Consider the following 15,984-nt stretch of genomic DNA (forward strand, 5'->3'; position numbering starts at 1 on the left):
CGGTCCGGCGCCGCTCAGCGGTCCAGCTGGAGCCAGCGGGTCCAGCCGCCGTTGAGGACGAGCCAGGCCATGAGGCCGTAGCCCGCCTGGCCGGGGTGCACGGTGTCGCCGGCGGCGAGGTCGGACTGCCACTGGTCGTGGCTGAGCAGGGGGGCGAAGCAGTCGACGTAGGGCACGCCGCGGCGGGCGCAGACGTCGGCGAGCGCGTCCGCGAGCACCTGCAGCTTCGCGTTGACCTCGGCGTCCAGCGTGGGCGTCGGGCCGACGACGAAGGTGGCGATGCCCGTCGAGCTGGCCTCGTCCAGCACGTTCGCCAGGTTGAGGCGGGAGCGAGCCGTCGTCACCCCCTGGGCGACGTCCTCGGCCCCGACCCCGATGACGAGGCGACGCTCGGAGCGTCCGGCCCAGCGGGGCGGGCACTCCGCGCGCCAGCGGTTCATGACGTCCGCCGAGCTCGACCCGCGCACCCCGAGGTTGTAGCTGGTGAGCGACCCCCCCTCCGCGGTGCCGCTGAGGTCGGTGCGGCCCACGACACGGTTGACCCAGCCGAGCGCGCGCGGGTCGCCGTAGCCGGCCACGAAACCGTCGCCGACGAAGCACAGACCGACGTCCCGCGGGCCGTCCGCGACCTGGAAGTCGGCGCTGGGGGTGTATTCCAGCTCCACCCGGCCCTCGCGCTCGGCGCTGCTCACTGCTCACCTTCCTCGTCGTGGGTCAGGGCACGGTGCCACGACTGGGTGACGTACTTCGTCTCCCAGCCCAGTGAGCGGTAGAGCCCGTCGGCACCCGTGGGGGAGTCGGCGTCGACCTCCAGCCCGACCGAGGCACGACCACGGGCGGCCGCGTCGGCGATCACCGTGCGCAGCAGACCCTTGGCCACGCCACGGCCTCGCGCGCGGCGGTGGACGCCGATGTAGTCGATGTAGGAGCTGTCCGGGCTCGCCGTGCCCCGCGCGTCGATGCTGCCGCGGCTGATCGAGGCCACCACCGCACCGGCTGGTTCACCGTCGACGGTGGCCAGCCACCAGTGGTCCCACCGGTGGCCCGGGTCCTCGCGCAGCCGGGCGACGAACTCCTCGAAGGTCTCGCGGTAGGAGTTGAAGTGGTCGGCGAAGGACTGCTCCAGGACGAGGTGCACCGCGCGCAGATCCTCCTCGTCCGGCATACCCACCCCGTCGTCCTGGCGCACGCGATGGATCCGGACCCCCTCGCGCAGCTCCGGTGACCCGGCGTCCTCGTCCGGGTCCACGGGGCGGGTCATCTGCCACCAGTCCCGGACGTGGTCGTAGCCCGCTGCACGCAGCCAGCGCTGCTGCCGCTCGTCGTCCGCGAAGGCCCCGGAGTCCAGCTGGGTGCGGTCCATGCCGCGCTCCGCGAGCAGCTCCCGGCCGAGCTCCTCGACCCGGGCGAAGGCCCAATAGGCGAGCGGGTCGGCCTCCTCGTCCGGCAGGTCAGGGTCGAGGGTGACCCCGACGAGCACACGACCGGCGGCGCGGTCGTGCAGGCTCAGCCACGCGCACGCATCTCCTTGGGCATCCCGGACCATCTCGTGCCGGTGCGTGCTCGCCCCGCGTCCGCTGACCTCGGCCCGGACGGTGTCGCTCTGCGCGCCCGGCCAGCCGCGGGCCTCGCGCTCGTGCCGCCGGAGCAGCCGCACCAGGTCGTCGAGATCCTCCTCGCCCGGGGTCGACGCCGTCAGGCCGTCCGGGAGAGCGACGGGGCCGGTGGCGGTCCCGCTCATGCGCGACCGGAGAAGGCCTCGTCGTGCAGGGCTGCCTGCTCGACGGCGTGCACCTTGGCCGACCCGGTGGCCGGGGAGGCCGAGGCCGGGCGGCTGACGACGCGCAGCGGGCGGTCCTCGCCGTGCTGCTGCAGCGCCTCGGTCAGGTTGAGCGCCATGAACGGCCAGGCGCCCTGGTTCTTCGGCTCGTTCTGCACCCACACCAGCTCGGCCTCGGGGTACTGCGAGGTGAGATCGGCGAGCTGCTTGCCGGGCACCGGGTAGAGCTGCTCCACCCGCAGGATCGCGGTCCGCTCGTCCTCGCGCTTGGTGCGCTCGTCCTCGAGGTCGTAGACGAGCTTGCTCGAGGCGAGCAGCACCCGCTCGACCTTGCTCTTGTCCAGCTCCACGCGGTCGGGCAGCACCGGCTCGAAGGTGCCCTCGGTGAAGTCCTGCACCGAGCTGGCGGCGGCCTTGAGCCGCAGCATCGCCTTCGGGGTGAAGACGATGAGCGGGCGCCGCGGCCGTGCCATCGAGTGGGCGCGCAGCAGGTGGAAGTAGGACGCCGGGGTGGAGGGGTAGGCCACCTTCATGTTGTCCTCGGCGCACTGCTGCAGGAAGCGCTCGATCCGGGCCGAGGAGTGGTCCGGCCCCTGACCCTCGTAGCCGTGCGGCAGCAGCAGGACCACCGAGCTGCGCTGGTCCCACTTCTGCTCCGAGGTGCTGATGAACTCGTCGACGACGACCTGTGCGCCGTTGACGAAGTCGCCGAACTGCGCCTCCCACAGCACCAGGGCGTCGGTCTTCTCCACCGAGTAGCCGTACTCGAAGCCCATGGCCGCGAACTCCGAGAGCAGCGAGTCGTAGACCTCGAAGGTGGCCTGGTCCTCCGCGAGGGAGTGCAGCGGTGTCCAGGTCGAGGCGGTGTCGTTGGCGGTGAGGACGGCGTGCCGCTGCACGAAGGTGCCGCGGCGGCTGTCCTGCCCGGCGAGCCGGACCGGCGTCCCGTCCAGGACCAGGGAGCCGAAGGCCAGCAGCTCGGCCATGCCCCAGTCGATCCCACCCTCGCGGGTCATCTCCTGGCGCGAGGTCAGCAGCTTGGCCAGCTTGGGGTGGACCGTGAAGCCCTCCGGTGGGCTGCCGAAGGCGTCGCCGATGGCCTCGACCGTGCTCTTCTCGATCGCGGTCGGGCGCTGCGGTGCCGCCTGGTCGCCCTCGTCCTGCGCGTGCGGGCGCTCCAGGCCCCCGCCGCCCTCGTCCTCCTTGAGCGCCTTCTTGGTCTCGGTGAAGACGTTCTCGAGCTGCTTCTGGTAGTCGCGCAGCGCCGCCTCGGCCTCGTCGACCGTGATGTCGCCACGACCGATGAGCGACTCGGTGTAGAGCTTGCGGACCGAGCGCTTGGCCTCGATGAGGTCGTACATCAACGGCTGGGTCATCGAGGGGTCGTCGCCCTCGTTGTGGCCCCGGCGGCGGTAGCAGACGAGGTCGATCACGACGTCGATGCCGAACTCCTGGCGGAACTCGTAGGCCAGCTCCGCGACCCGCACCACGGCCTCGGGGTCGTCCCCGTTGACGTGGAAGATCGGGGCCTGCACGGTCCGCGCGAGGTCGGTGCAGTAGACCGAGGAGCGGGAGTGCTGCGGCGCCGTGGTGAACCCGACCTGGTTGTTGATGACCACGTGCAGGGTCCCACCGGTCCGGTATGCCGGGAGCTGGGACATCTGCATCGTCTCCAGCACCACGCCCTGGCCGGCGAAGGCGGCGTCCCCGTGCATGAGCACCGGCATCACCGTGCTGGGGTCCGCGCCGGTCCCCCGGCTGAGGCGGTCCTGCTTGGCCCGGGTGATGCCCTCCAGGACGGGGTTGACCGCCTCCAGGTGGGAGGGGTTGGCCGCGAGGTAGACCCGGGTGGTCTTGCCGTCCTCGGTGGTGAACTCGCCCTCGGTGCCGAGGTGGTACTTCACGTCACCGGAGCCCTGCACCGAGCCGGGGGACTGCTTGCCCTCGAACTCGCGGAAGATCTGGCCGTAGGACTTGCCGGCGAGGTTGGCGAGCACATTGAGGCGGCCGCGGTGGGGCATACCGATCGTCACCTCGGTCAGCCCGTCGTCCGCGGCGCGGTTGAGCACCTTGTCGAGCAGCGCGATCACCGACTCGCCACCCTCGAGGCTGAACCGCTTCTGACCGACGAACTTGGTCTGCAGGAAGGTCTCGAAGGCCTCCGCCGCGTTGAGTCGGCGCAGGATCCGCAGCTGCTCGGCCGGAGCCGGCTTCTCGAAGGGCACCTCGAGCTTCTTCTGGAACCACCGGCGCTGGTCGGGGTCCTGGATGTGCATGTACTCCACGCCGACGGTGCGGCAGTAGGTGTCGCGCAGGATGCCCAGGATGCGCCGCAGGCTGAGCCGCGGCTTGCCGCCGAAGCCGCCGGTCGGCACCTCGCGGTCCAGGTCCCAGAGCGTGAGCCCGTGGTTCTCGATCGCCAGGTCCGGGTGGCGGCGCTGGCGGTACTCCAGCGGGTCGGTGTCGGCCATGAGGTGGCCGCGGACCCGGTAGGCGTGGATGAGCTCCTGGATGCGGCTCGGCTTGGAGATGTCGTCGTCGTGCGTGGCCGCGATGTCGGGGTTCCAGCGGATCGGCTCGTAGGGGATCCGCAACGAGGTGAAGATGTCGTCGTAGAAGCCGTCCTGCCCCAGCAGGAGCTGGTGCATGATCTTGAGGAACTCACCGGACTGCGCACCCTGGATGATGCGGTGGTCGTAGGTCGAGGTCAGGGTGAGGATCTTGCTCACGGCGTTGGCGACGATCCGCTCGCTCGCCGCGCCCTGCCACTCCGCGGGGTAGTCCAGCGACCCGACGCCGATGATGGCGCCCTGCCCCTTCATGAGCCGGGGCACGGAGTGCAGCGTGCCGATGCCGCCGGGGTTGGTGAGGCTGATCGTCGTGCCCTGGAAGTCCTCGATGGTGAGCTTGCCGTCGCGCGCCTTGCGCACGACGTTCTCGTAGGCGCTCCAGAAGTCGTAGAAGCTCATCGCCTCCGCGCTCTTGATGCTCGGCACGAGCAGCTGGCGGGTGCCGTCGGACTTGGGCACGTCGATGGCCAGGCCGAGGTTGACGTGCGCGGGCTCGACGAGGGTCGGCTTGCCGTTCTCCACGGAGAAGCCGTTGTTCATCGCCGGCATCGACTTCAGCGCCCGGACCATGGCGTAGCCGATGAGGTGGGTGAAGCTGACCTTGCCGCCGCGGCTGCGCGCGAGGTGGTTGTTGATGACCGTGCGGTTGTCGATGAGCAGCTTGGCGGGCAGGTTGCGCGCGCTCGTGGCGGTCGGACCTCCAGCGAGCTGTCCATGTTGGACACCACCCGCGCCGCCGCCCCGCGCAGCGGGACGAGGGTGACGTCCTCCTGCGGGCCGCTCTTCTTCGGGGCCGGGGCCTCGCGAGCCATCGGTGCCTTCGCCGCCTTCTCCTTCGTGCCGGACGTCTCGGACGACTGCGCGTCCTTTGCCGACGCCGGCTTCTCGTCCTTCTTCTCCTGCGTCGTCTTCGTCTGGGCCGTGCCCGCGCTGCTCTGCTGCGGGGTGGTCGTGTCGGAGGACTGCGTCGCCGCGCTCTCCTTCGCCGACGTCTTCTCCTGGGGCGCCGGCGCGTCGGAGGCCTGCTTCTGACTCGCCTCGCGGGGCGGGGCAGGGGCGACCTTGGGACCGCTGGCGGGCGCTGTCCGCGGCGCGGCTGCGCCGTCACGGTCAGCGGTGCTGGAGGGCGAGGGCGCCGCGGCCTGCGGGGCGGAGCCGTTGCTCGCCGACGAGCCGTTCTCGAAGTACCGACGCCAGGCCGGGTCGACCGACGCTGGATCCTGGTCGAACTGCTCCCGCATGTCCTCCACGAGCCACTCGTTGGCTCCGAAGTCGACGGTGGTGTCGCTGCTCTGCGGGTTGGCCACGGGGTCTGCGCCTCATCTCACGTCCGGGGACTGCCGCACGCGCGCCGACAAGCGCACGCGCCGCCCTCAGCCTATCTCCTGCGTCACGGAAACGCAGGAGGTGGTCCGAGGGCGGCGCGGGCGCGTCAGGCGACGTCGCGACGGGTGGTGACGACCCACCCGATCACCGTCATGACCAGCGCGTAGCCGAGCAGCACCAGCGCGGCCACCCACCAGGTGAGCAGATCACCGCCGCCGAAGATGTCGGCGGCCTCGGCGTCCACCCCGGCATACAGGTCGAGGGCAGCCGTCGTGGCCTGGCTCGGGAAGTAGCGCGCGGCCTCGGCCACGGGGTCGAGGAACTGGATGAGGAAGCTCAGCAGCGGCTCGACGAGCAGGGCGATGGCGATGCCCGCGAAGAGGGCTATGACCTGGTTGGTGATGAGCACGCCGAGCCCGAACCCGATGAGGCCCCAGAGCACGAGGACGAGGAGCAGCCGCAGCAGCGTCAGCACCAGACCGCCTGCGTCGGGGAAGAGGGCGACGTCGCCGGAGAGCAGGATGAGCCCGCCGCCCACGAGGCTGCCCGCGATGAAGGCCAGCCCGTTGAGGGTGACGACGACCGCCAGGGCGAGCAGCTTGCCCAGGATGAGCCGGCCCCGCCGCGGGGTGCTCAGCAGCGTGCCGGTGATCGTCTGGTGCCGGAACTCCCCGCTCATCGACAGGATGCCGAGGACGAGGGCCAGCAGGTAGCCGAACTGGAAGCCGCCGGTGTAGACGAGCCGCGCGATCGCGGTCTCGCCGAAGGCCTCGACCGGGGCGATCGTCTGCCCGTCCGGCCCCGGGATCTCGCCGAAGCTCACGAGGGCGAAGCCCTGCAGCGCGGCGAAGAGACCACCGACGAGGAACATCGCCACCGGCATGGTCCAGGAGATGCGGGTGGTGCTGGTCTTGCGCAGCTCGGCGCGCACGAGCGTCATCATCAGGCGGCCTCCGTCCCGGTCGAGCGGTTGCGGTTGCGGTGCTCGGGCGACTCGGTCAGCTCCAGGAAGAGCCGCTCGAGGTCGGTCCGCAGCGGTCTGAGCTCGTGCACCGGCTGCCCCGCCGCCAGCGCGACGTCGCCCACGGCGGTCAGGTCGCCGGTGTGGACCCGCAGCGCGCCCTCGCCCTGGTCGGGCGCGAGCTCGACCTGCAGCCCGGCCTGCTCCAGGGCGTGGCCCAGGGTACCCGGATCGGCGGTGCGCGCCAGCACGGCCGGCTCGCCGTGCAGCTCGTCCATGGTGCCGCGGCGCACCAGCCGGCCGTTGGCGATGATGACGACGTCCTCGACGGTCTGCTCGACCTCCCCGAGGAGGTGGGAGCTGACGAGCACGGTCTTGCCCTGCTCCGCGGCCAGGTGGCGCATGAAGCCGCGCATCCACCGGATGCCCTCGGGGTCCAGGCCGTTGGCCGGCTCGTCGAGCAGCAGCACGTCGGGGTCCCCGAGCAGCGCCGCCGCGAGACCGAGCCGCTGGCGCATCCCCATCGAGTAGCCACCGGCCTTCTTGCGGGCGGCCGCCGGGATGCCGACCAGGTCGAGCAGCTCGTCGACCCGGGAGTCGGGGATGCCGTGCGTCGCGGCGAGGACCCGCAGGTGGTTGCGCCCGGTGCGCCCGGGGTGGAACCCGGTCGCCTCCAGGGCCGCCCCGACCGTGGTCATCGGCCGCGGCAGGTCGGCATACCGCCGCCCGCCGATCAGCGCCTCACCCGCCGTGGGGGAGATCAGCCCGAGCAGCATCCGCAGGGTCGTCGTCTTGCCGGCGCCGTTGGGTCCGAGGAAGCCGGTCACCCGCCCGGGGGCGACCTCGAAGGTCAGGTCGTCCACGGCGGTGAAGCTGCCGAAGCGTTTGGTCAGTCCCCGGACGCTGATCCCCGTCCCTGGCGCCTGCTGCGCATCTGGTGTCGTCATGCGTGCAGTCAACCAGCGCGCGGGGAGGTCGGGCATCAGACCCCGGTCGGATATCGGGCGGGCCCGCGTCCTCCCTGAGTCGGAGTCGGTCGGGCCCTCAGTCGATCAGGACCGCGACGGTCTTGGTCCGGGTGAAGCCGGCGAGCGCCTCGATCCCCTTCTCCCGGCCGTAGCCCGAGGCCTTGACCCCGCCGAAGGGCAGCTCCACCCCGCCTCCGGCGCCGAAGGTGTTGACGAAGACCTGGCCGGCCTCCAGCGCTCCCGCGAGGCGGTGCGCCCGGGACAGGTCGCGGGTCCACAGCGCCGCGATGAGCCCGTATGCCGTGCCGTTCGCGAGCGCCAGCGCCTGCGCCTCGTCCTCGAAGGGCGTGGTGACCAGCACCGGCCCGAAGACCTCCTCCTGGGCGATGGGCTCGCGCGGGTCGACGCCGTCGATGAGGGTCGGGAGCCAGAAGGCGCCCTGCGTCGCCCCGTCCGGGGCCGACCCGCCGACGACGAGCTCGCCGCTGCGGGCGCCCTCGACGTAGCCGCGGACCCGCTCCTGCTGCCGCAGCGAGACGAGCGGGCCGAGGTCCGGGTCGTCCAGCCCGCGGCCCAGCGTGGTGGCGCGGAAGCGCTCGGCGACGGCGTCGACGAGGTCGCGCCGGACCGAGGAGTGGACGACGAGCCGGGAGCCGGCCGAGCAGGTCTGTCCGGCGTTCTGCAGGATGCTGCGGGTGATGGCGTCGGCCGCCGCCTCGAGGTCGGCGTCGGCGAAGACGACGTGGGCGGACTTGCCGCCCAGCTCGAGCACGGCCGGCACCACCCGCTCGGCGGCGGCCCGGGCGACCGCGCGGCCGGTCTCCGTGGAGCCGACGAAGCCCAGGTGGGCCACCTGCGGGTGGGCGGTGAGGGCGGCCCGGCCTCCGCGCCCAGCCCCGGCACGACGCCCACGACACCGTCCGGCACGCCGGCCTCCGCCGCGAGCGCGGCGAGCGCGAGGGCGGTCCGGGGCGTCTCGTCCGCGGGCTTGAGGACGACGGCGTTGCCGGTCGCGGCGGCAGCCGCCATGGAGCGGGAGGCCAGCTGCAGCGGGTAGTTCCAGGCGACGACGCTACCCACGACGCCGTAGGGCTCGCGCCGGGTGTAGGCGTGCAGCTCCGGCCCCAGGGGGATCGCGTCGCCGTAGAAGGCCTCGACGACCCGGCCGTAGTAGCGCAGGTAGCGCGCCGCCACCGTCGCGTCGGCGCGGGCCTGGGACAGCGGCTTGCCGGTGTCCTCGGACTCGGTGCGGGCCAGCTGCTCCCGGTCGCGGTCGACCAGCGCGGCCCAGCGGGTCAGAGCGTCGGCGCGGTGCTCGGGGGAGGTCGCCGCCCACGCCGGCTGGGCCCGCGCCGCGGCCCGCACCGCCCGGTCGACCTCGTCCGGACCGGACCGCGCGACCTGCCCCAGGACCGAGCCGTCGGCGGGGTCGATGTTGTCGTAGGTCTGCGCGACCGAGAGCTCGGTGCCGTCGACGAGGGGGAGCGCGGTGGGCATACCGGTCACGGTAGGGCCCGGACCGGGTGGGCCCGAGCGGGCTCACCGCAGGTGCAGGGTCGGGCCTCCCCCCGCGGCCGGCACGGTCCGGCCGATCAGGGTGCCGACGCCGTCCGGCACCTCGCCGACGAGCAGCAGGCCGCCGCTGGTCTGGGCGTCGGCGAGGAGGAGCAGGTCGTCCTCATCGACGCCGGCGCCGGTCTCGAGGTGGGGCCGCACCCAGTCCAGGTTGCGCCGGCTCCCGCCGGGCAGGTAGCCCGCCGTCAGGCTCTCCCGCGCGCCGGGGATCGTGGGCACGGCGGCGACGTCGATCTCGGCCGCGACGCCGGAGGCGCGGCACAACTTCCACAGGTGCCCCAGCAGCCCGAACCCGGTGACGTCCGTGCCGGCGCGCACCCCCGCGCCGACGGCGTCGGCCGAGGCCTCCCGGTTGAGGGCCGTCATGGTCGCCACCGCCTCGGGAAGACCTCGCCGGTCCGGCCGTGGCGGTTGCTGAGGATGCCGGTGCCGAGCGGCTTGGTGAGCGTGACGGGCAGACCGGGGTCCGCGGGCGTCGTTGCGGATCAGCGCGTCGGCGCGGGCGGTCCCGGTCACGGCGAGTCCGTAGAGCGGCTCGGGGGAGGTGACGGAGTGACCGCCGGCGAGCGGAAAGCCCGCGAGGGCGGCGACCTCGGCGCCGCCGCGGAGCACCTCGCGGGCGAGGTCGTCGTCGAGGTCCGCGGGCCAGCCGAGCAGGTTGATCGCCAGCACCGGGGTGCCGCCCATGGCGTAGACGTCGGAGAGCGCGTTGGCGGCCGCGATCCGGCCCCAGTCGGGGGGTCGTCGACGACGGGGGTGAAGAAGTCGGCGGTCGACAGCACCGCGGTCCTGCCGTCCAGCCGCACGGCGGCCGCGTCGTCGCCGTGCTCCAGCCCGACGAGCAGCCGGTCGGCGACGTCACCGCCCGGGGTCGGCAGCCCGTCGACAAGCCGTTCCAGACGCCCGGCCGGGATCTTGCAGGCGCAGCCGCCGCCGGCAGCCAGCGCGGTGAGTCGCGGGGCGGTCGAGGGATCTGCGGTCGTGCGCTCGGGCATACCGGGACTCTAGGAGACGTGGACACAGCCTTCTGGGGCGCGGCGCCCAGATCGCCATGTCCACCCTGCGCAGCGGATCAGGTGAGCAGCGTGCGGGTGCCCTCCGGGTCGCGTCGGGTATGCCCGCGCGCGTCCAGGTGCTCGAGCAGCGCGATCGTCACCCGCCGGCTGACCCCGAGGGCTTCGCGCGCCGTGCTCGTCGTCCATGGCTGCGGCAGGTCGGCGAGCGCCCTCAGGGCCCGGGCCGGGGCGTCCGGGCCGAGCAGCACCTCGCCCGGCAGCCGGAGCAGCGCACCGCGCGCGCTCGCGGTCGCGATCTCCCGCCGTCCCACGCCCAGGACCTCGATCTCGGGCCGGGTGGGGGCGTCCAACGGGTCGTCGGCGAGCCGCCCCAGGAGCGCGGCCAGGCCCGGCGGGTCGCCTGGGAGCGCCCCCGAGGTCGTCGTGGGTCCGGGGCTGCTGCCGGGCGAGGGCCCCACGCGGTCGTCGCGGACCACCAGGCTCGCGCGTGCCGCGACCGCCTCCAGCACGAGCCGGTCGGGCACCCCGACCTGGCGGCGCAGGGTCGCCACGGTGGTGCCGAGCGGCAGCCAGGGGTCGAGCGGGTCCGCGGCCGCCCGGTCAGCCACCAGCGTGGTCAGCGCCCCCACCCACAGGTCGGCGGTCGCCGCAGCGACGCGGCGGCCGCCCAGCTCCACGCCGGTGACTGCGCTCGTCGCCACGGCGTCCGTCCCCCCCTTCGGCGCGCGGTCCGCACCCCGTGCTGCCCCGCCCGACGTGTCCTCGCCGGGATCCCCACGCAGAGCCGCCGCCCGCTTCCGGGCGGCGCCGCTGCGCCGCAGCGGCGGGGCCACCGGGTCGAGCACCTCCGCCCCGACGATCGCCCCCTCGCGGCCCGGGTCCCGCAGGATGAGGCGGTCGCCCAGCACGAGCGGCAGCGGGAGCTCGGTGTGCAGCCGGGCGTGGTGCCCGTCGAGGGTGCGCAGCCTGCCGGGCACGGAGACCGTCCCGGCGTGCACCGTCACCTGGGCGGGCAGGGCATCGACGCCGTCGTCGAGCAGCACGTCGCTGGTGTCCGTGCGCCACCACGGCCGCTCCGCGCCCAGCAGGGCCTGTCCCCGACCGACGTCGGACAGGTCCACCCCGCGCAGGTTGAGCGCGACCCGCGCCGCGCCCTCCACGCGCCCGACGTCCTCACCCAGGGTCTGGACCCCGCGCACCACCACCTCGCGGGGCCGCGACCCGTCGGGCGGGGTCAGCAGCAACCGGTCCTGCGCCGCGACCGTCCCCGCGGGCAGGGTCCCCGTGACGACGGTGCCGGCGCCGCGGACGGTGAAGGCACGGTCGATCCAGAGCCGGACCGGCGCGTCGGCGGGCGGAGCGGGCATCCCCGCGGCGCAGGAGTCCAGCAGCTCGCGCAGCTCGACCAGACCGGCGCCGGTGCGGGCCGACACGGAGGTCGCCGGGATGCCCGCGAGGCTCGTCCCCACGAGCCGCTCCCGCGCCTGCCCCAGCGCGGCGGTCGGGTCGGCGAGATCCGCACGGGTCGCCGCGAGCACCCCGTGCCGCAGCCGCAGCGCGTGCGCGGCACGCAGGTGCTCCTCCGACTGCGCGCTCCAGCCGCCGTCGGCGGCGACGACGAGCAGGACCGCGGCCACCGGCCCCAGACCGCTGAGCATGTTGCCGATGAAGCGGCGGTGACCGGGCACGTCGACGAAGGCCAGGGCGCCGGAGCGGGGGAGCGTGGTCCAGGCATACCCGAGGTCGAGGGTGAGCCCGCGGCGCCGTTCCGCCTCCCAGCGGTCCGGCTCCATGCCGGTCAGCGCGCGGACCAGGGTCGACTTGCCGTGGTCGACATGACCCGCGGTGGCGACGACGGTCATCGCCCGGGCTGCGCCGCGCGGGCGGCGGCGACCACGGCCCGCACGAGCACGTCGTCCTGCTCGGTCGGCACGCACCGCGGGTCGAGGAGGCAGGCCCCGTCGTGCACCCGCGGGAGCACCGCCGGACGGCCGGCCCGCAGCGGGGCCGCCAGCGGCTCGGGCACGGCGACCGCCCAGCCGGCCAACGGTATGCCTGGCGCGCCACCACCGCCCACGCGCCCGTCGTGCGGGACCACCTCGGCGGTGATCCCGTGGTCGCGCAGCGCGGCGGCGAGACGGTCGGCACGCTCGCGCAGCTGCCCGTCCCGGGCCCGCCGGGCCAGCGTCACCGGCGTGGTGGCACGCCCACGCACCGTCGCGGTGAGCGCGGCGAGCGTGAGCTTGTCGACACGCAGCGCGCGCGCCATCGGGTGGCGGCGCAACCGGGCCACCAGGTCGGCCCGGCCCAGGACGACCCCGGCCTGCGGGCCGCCGAGAAGCTTGTCGGCGCTCGCGGTGACCAGCCCGGCCCCGGCGCGCAGCGTGGTGCGGGCATCCGGCTCCTCGGGCAGGTCGACGTCCGGCTCGAGCAGGCCGCTGCCGAGGTCCACGACCAGCGGCCGCTGCCGGGCGTCGGCGAGCCCGGCCAGGTCGGCCACGGGGACGCTGCTCACGAAGCCCTCCACCCGGAAGTTGCTGGGGTGCACCTTGAGCAGCGCGCCGACGTCCGCGCCGGTCCGGTCCAGGGCCTGCTCGTAGTCGCGCAGGTGGGTGCGGTTGGTGGTGCCGACCTCGCGCAGCCGTGCCCCGCCGGACTCGACGAGGTCGGGCAGCCGGAAGCCGTCGCCGATCTCGATCATCTCGCCCCGGCTCACGACCACCTCGCGACCGGCGGCGAGCGCGGTGGTGGCCAGCAGCAGCGCGGCCGCGCCGTTGCCCACGACGAGCGCGTCCTGCGCCTCGGGCACCGCGGCGAGCAGCGCCTCGAGAGTCCCTGCCCCTCGCCGCCCGCGGGCGCCGGTGGTGAGGTCGAGCTCGACGTCGGTGTAGCCCGCCGCGTCGACGAGGGCCCCCCGGGCCGCCTCGCTCAGCGGTGCACGACCGAGGTTGGTGTGCACGACGACACCGGTGGCGTTGAGGACCGGCCGCGTCCCCGGGCCGGGGTCGAGTGCCGCCAGCTGCGCCGCGACGGTCCGCACGACCGCGCCCGGGTCGAGGTCACCGGCCCGGGCACGTCGCTGCGCGTCGGCGACGAGCGGCACCGCCCTGTCCCGTCCCACCTCGGCCACGTGCGGGGAGACGGCGAGGTCGCGCAGCACCGCGTCGGTGGAGGGTATGCCGCGGCGCGGGTCGACCACCCGCCTCACCCCGCCAGCGTCCGCCGCAGGTGGCGGTACCACTCGCTGGTGAAGACGTCGTCCGGGTCGTGCTCGTGCTTCTTCTCCAGGAAGGCGGGCAGCCGCGGGTGGGCGGCGAGCAGCTGCTCCCGGGTCGCCCAGCGGTGGTAGGTGAGGTAGAACGACCCGCCGCGCTCCAGCGCCCGGTCGATGATGCGGCGGAAGTCGTCGGCGGCCTTGGTGATCCCCGCCTCGTCGTGCTGGACGTGCAGGTTGACGATGATGCAGGCGCGCAGCCCCTGCGCCCACGGCAGGAAGCTCTCCTCGTCGGGCTCGATGAGCCGCACGGTGCCGTAGATGCACTCGACCTCGTGCGCCCGGAAGTCCTCGCGGCAGGCCCGCATGAACGAGCCCAGCTCGGTGCGTGGCACGTAGACCTCGGTGATCATCTCGCTGGCCGGCGGGCCGTCGAGCGAGTCGTGGTAGCCGTCGACGTAGACCCCGAGCTGCTGCCGGTCGGAGCGGTAGACCTGTCCGTCGGTGCCCAGGTAGTGCTCGGAGTAGAGGTCGAAGGCCCGGGCCTTGTCGGTGTGCGCGAGGGTCAGCAGCTGCTGCCACCGCTGCGCCGTGAGCTCGCGAGGGTCCGCGGTGAGCGGGACGTCGTCGGGCACGGGGGCATACGCCGCGAGCACCCCGCGGTCCAGGAAGCCCGGGGCGGCCGGGTCGGTCATGAACTGGAAGTCGCCGTAGGTGTAGCCGCGACCGAGGCGCTCCTCGAAGGAGGACTCGATCTCCTGCAGGTCGACGACCTCGACGTCCCGGCGCAGGTGCTGGCGCGGCACGAGCCGCAGCGTCACCTCGGTGATCACCCCGAAGAGGCCGTAGCCGCCGATGGCCAGCGCGAACAGGTCGTGGTCCTCCTCCCGCGAGCAGTGCCGCACCTCGCCGTCGGCGTCCACGAGGACGAAGGACTCGACGTCGTCGACGAAGGGGCGGAAGCGCAGGCCGCGACCGTGCACGTTGGCCGACAGCGCCCCACCGAGGCTCAGCCGGTCGGCACCGGTCTGTTTCTGCCGGAAGGTCAACGGCGTCTCCAGCCCCGCCGACCGGCGCTCCAGCTCGGCCACCAGCGCGGGCCACTGGATCCCGGCCCCGACCGTCAGCAGGCGGCGCTCCGGGTCGAAGGAGTGCACCCCGGTGAGCCGGGACAGGTCGAGCTGCACGGCGTCGGCGCCGAACTGCTGGCCACCCATGGCGTGCCGCCCGCCGCACACCGAGACCGGCAGGCATCGGTCCCGGGCCGCGCGCACGGCGCCGACCACCTCGGCGGTCGAGGTCGGCTCCAGCAGGGTGCGTACCCGGGTGGCGTTGAGCCGGGAGTGCAGGTCGTTGAGGGTCACGGGCTGGTCCGGCACCGGCATACGGCTTCTCCTTCCGCGAGGTCCCCCTCGAGCCCGAGCGGGTCGAGGTAGCGCGTGCGCAGGTCGGCGGCGTCGAGGATCTCCTCGACCTCCAGCCCGAGCGGGGCGGCGAAGCCGGGGACCGCGTCGACGGGCAGTCCCCAGGTGAAGGGCTCGTGCTGGCGGTCCAGCCAGGTGTCGACCCACCCACCGGCGCGGTGGAAGCGCAGCCGACCGGCGTCGTCCGGGTGCACGAAGGTCCAGAGCACCTGCGAACCGGTCGGGAGCTGCGCGCAGGCGCCCAGGATGTCCCGCACCGCCTCCTCGGTGAGATACATGCTCACGCCCTCGAGCACGACGACGGTGCGCAGCCCCCGGTCGAGCTCGTCGACGTCCCGCAGCGAGCGGGTGGACAGGTCGACCGGGAGCAGCCGGAGGTTCTCCGGTATGCCCTCGCCCAGCGCCCGCCGCTTGACCGCCTGGGTGGCCGGGTGGTCCACCTCGACGCACCGGACGTGGGGGAGGTCGCGGGCGACCCGGGTGGCGAGCGTGTCCAGCCCGGCGCCGAGGACGAGGAGCTGCTCGGCCCCCTCGGCGACGGCGGTCCGGGCCGCCTCCTCGATGGCCCGCTTGCGGGCGGCGTAGTGCCGCTGGATGCCGGGCAGGAGGGAGCGCTCGAGCAGGCGCACGAGGTGGTGCAGCGGCGGACGCGAGAGCGCCCCCACGAGCCGCGTCCGGCCCGGTGCGACGGCCCCCAGGAGGGTCTCGGTCTGCTCCGCCGCGCCGGCGGGGAGCAGGTCGCGCTCGCGCGGTCGGCGGGAGAGGAAGACGGTGCTGAGCGCCACGAGGAGGGCGGTGCTGCTGGTGCGACCCTGCTGCACGGCCACCACCCTCTCGCGGCGTCGATGTCGCGGGGCAGCCTAGCAAGGCGGGAGGAGCGGAGGCGGACAGGAATCGAACCTGCCAACGACGACGAGTCGCCGTTCCGCGGGTTTGAAACCCGGGGGGCCCACCAGGAACCCTGACACCTCCCTCGCAGACCTGTTGCCTGCGCACCCTCGGTGAGGAGGGGAGCGCCCCCGGCAGGATTCGAACCTGCGCACCCGCCTCCGGAGGGCGGTGCTCTATCCCCTGAGCTACGGGGGCAACAGCCGACAACTCTAGCAGCGCCCGCAGGGTGGCCGAAATCCCGGTTCGGGCCCGGCATACC

9 protein-coding genes, 2 tRNA genes and 2 pseudogenes are annotated in these 15,984 nt (G+C 73.9%); all 13 read right to left on the minus strand.

From position 1 onward, the window contains the following. Positions 1-14 precede the first annotated feature (14 nt). The 13 genes and pseudogenes from FU792_RS03080 to FU792_RS03140 all read right to left on the minus strand — a co-directional run bounded on the left by FU792_RS03080 (position 15) and on the right by FU792_RS03140 (position 15,920). Positions 15-692 (minus strand): GDSL-type esterase/lipase family protein, encoded by a 678-nt coding sequence (locus FU792_RS03080; protein WP_022924418.1) that lies wholly within the window; start codon positions 690-692, stop codon positions 15-17. Beyond that, entirely contained in the window at positions 689-1,741 is a 1,053-nt protein-coding gene (locus FU792_RS03085) for a GNAT family N-acetyltransferase (RefSeq protein WP_022924417.1), read from the minus strand. The genes FU792_RS03080 and FU792_RS03085 overlap by 4 nt, the downstream gene beginning before the upstream one ends. Further along, positions 1,738-5,591 (minus strand): annotated as a pseudogene (locus tag FU792_RS03090) (multifunctional oxoglutarate decarboxylase/oxoglutarate dehydrogenase thiamine pyrophosphate-binding subunit/dihydrolipoyllysine-residue succinyltransferase subunit). Before FU792_RS03090 ends, FU792_RS03085 begins: the two are co-directional and overlap by 4 nt. 191 nt (positions 5,592-5,782) lie before the next feature. Then, the gene (locus tag FU792_RS03095) at positions 5,783-6,619 is read right to left on the minus strand and encodes an ABC transporter permease subunit (RefSeq protein WP_022924415.1); all 837 of its coding nucleotides are present in this window, start codon (positions 6,617-6,619) and stop codon (positions 5,783-5,785) included. After that, the gene (locus tag FU792_RS03100) at positions 6,619-7,584 is read right to left on the minus strand and encodes an ABC transporter ATP-binding protein (protein WP_022924414.1); all 966 of its coding nucleotides are present in this window, start codon (positions 7,582-7,584) and stop codon (positions 6,619-6,621) included. Before FU792_RS03100 ends, FU792_RS03095 begins: the two co-directional genes overlap by 1 nt. Positions 7,585-7,681: 97 nt before the next feature. Continuing rightward, positions 7,682-9,102 (minus strand): annotated as a pseudogene (locus FU792_RS19095) (aldehyde dehydrogenase family protein). A 42-nt stretch (positions 9,103-9,144) separates the two neighbouring features. Then, the gene (selD, locus tag FU792_RS03110) at positions 9,145-9,867 is read right to left on the minus strand and encodes a selenide, water dikinase SelD (protein ID WP_238706036.1); all 723 of its coding nucleotides are present in this window, start codon (positions 9,865-9,867) and stop codon (positions 9,145-9,147) included. Between the two features lie 385 nt (positions 9,868-10,252). Beyond that, on the minus strand, positions 10,253-12,058 hold the full coding sequence (locus tag FU792_RS03115) for a selenocysteine-specific translation elongation factor (protein ID WP_022924411.1): 1,806 nt from the start codon (positions 12,056-12,058) through the stop codon (positions 10,253-10,255). After that, complete coding sequence (selA, locus tag FU792_RS03120; RefSeq protein WP_237739998.1) at positions 12,055-13,404, minus strand: L-seryl-tRNA(Sec) selenium transferase; 1,350 nt, start codon at positions 13,402-13,404, stop codon at positions 12,055-12,057. The genes FU792_RS03115 and selA overlap by 4 nt, the downstream gene beginning before the upstream one ends. After that, positions 13,401-14,795, minus strand: coding sequence for an FAD-binding oxidoreductase (locus tag FU792_RS03125; RefSeq protein WP_022924409.1), 1,395 nt, complete (start codon positions 14,793-14,795; stop codon positions 13,401-13,403). Before FU792_RS03125 ends, selA begins: the two co-directional genes overlap by 4 nt. Continuing rightward, a complete protein-coding gene (locus tag FU792_RS03130) occupies positions 14,771-15,655 on the minus strand; it encodes a class I SAM-dependent methyltransferase (RefSeq protein ID WP_161600189.1) in 885 nt (294 codons plus the stop codon). The genes FU792_RS03125 and FU792_RS03130 overlap by 25 nt, the downstream gene beginning before the upstream one ends. A 57-nt stretch (positions 15,656-15,712) precedes the next feature. Further along, positions 15,713-15,806 (minus strand) — tRNA-Sec (locus FU792_RS03135). Between the two features lie 42 nt (positions 15,807-15,848). Beyond that, positions 15,849-15,920, minus strand: a tRNA-Arg gene (locus FU792_RS03140). Between the last annotated feature and the right edge of the window lie 64 nt (positions 15,921-15,984).

Source organism: Serinicoccus marinus DSM 15273 (genome assembly GCF_008386315.1).
GTDB classification, from domain to species: Bacteria; Actinomycetota; Actinomycetes; order Actinomycetales; family Dermatophilaceae; genus Ornithinicoccus; species Ornithinicoccus marinus.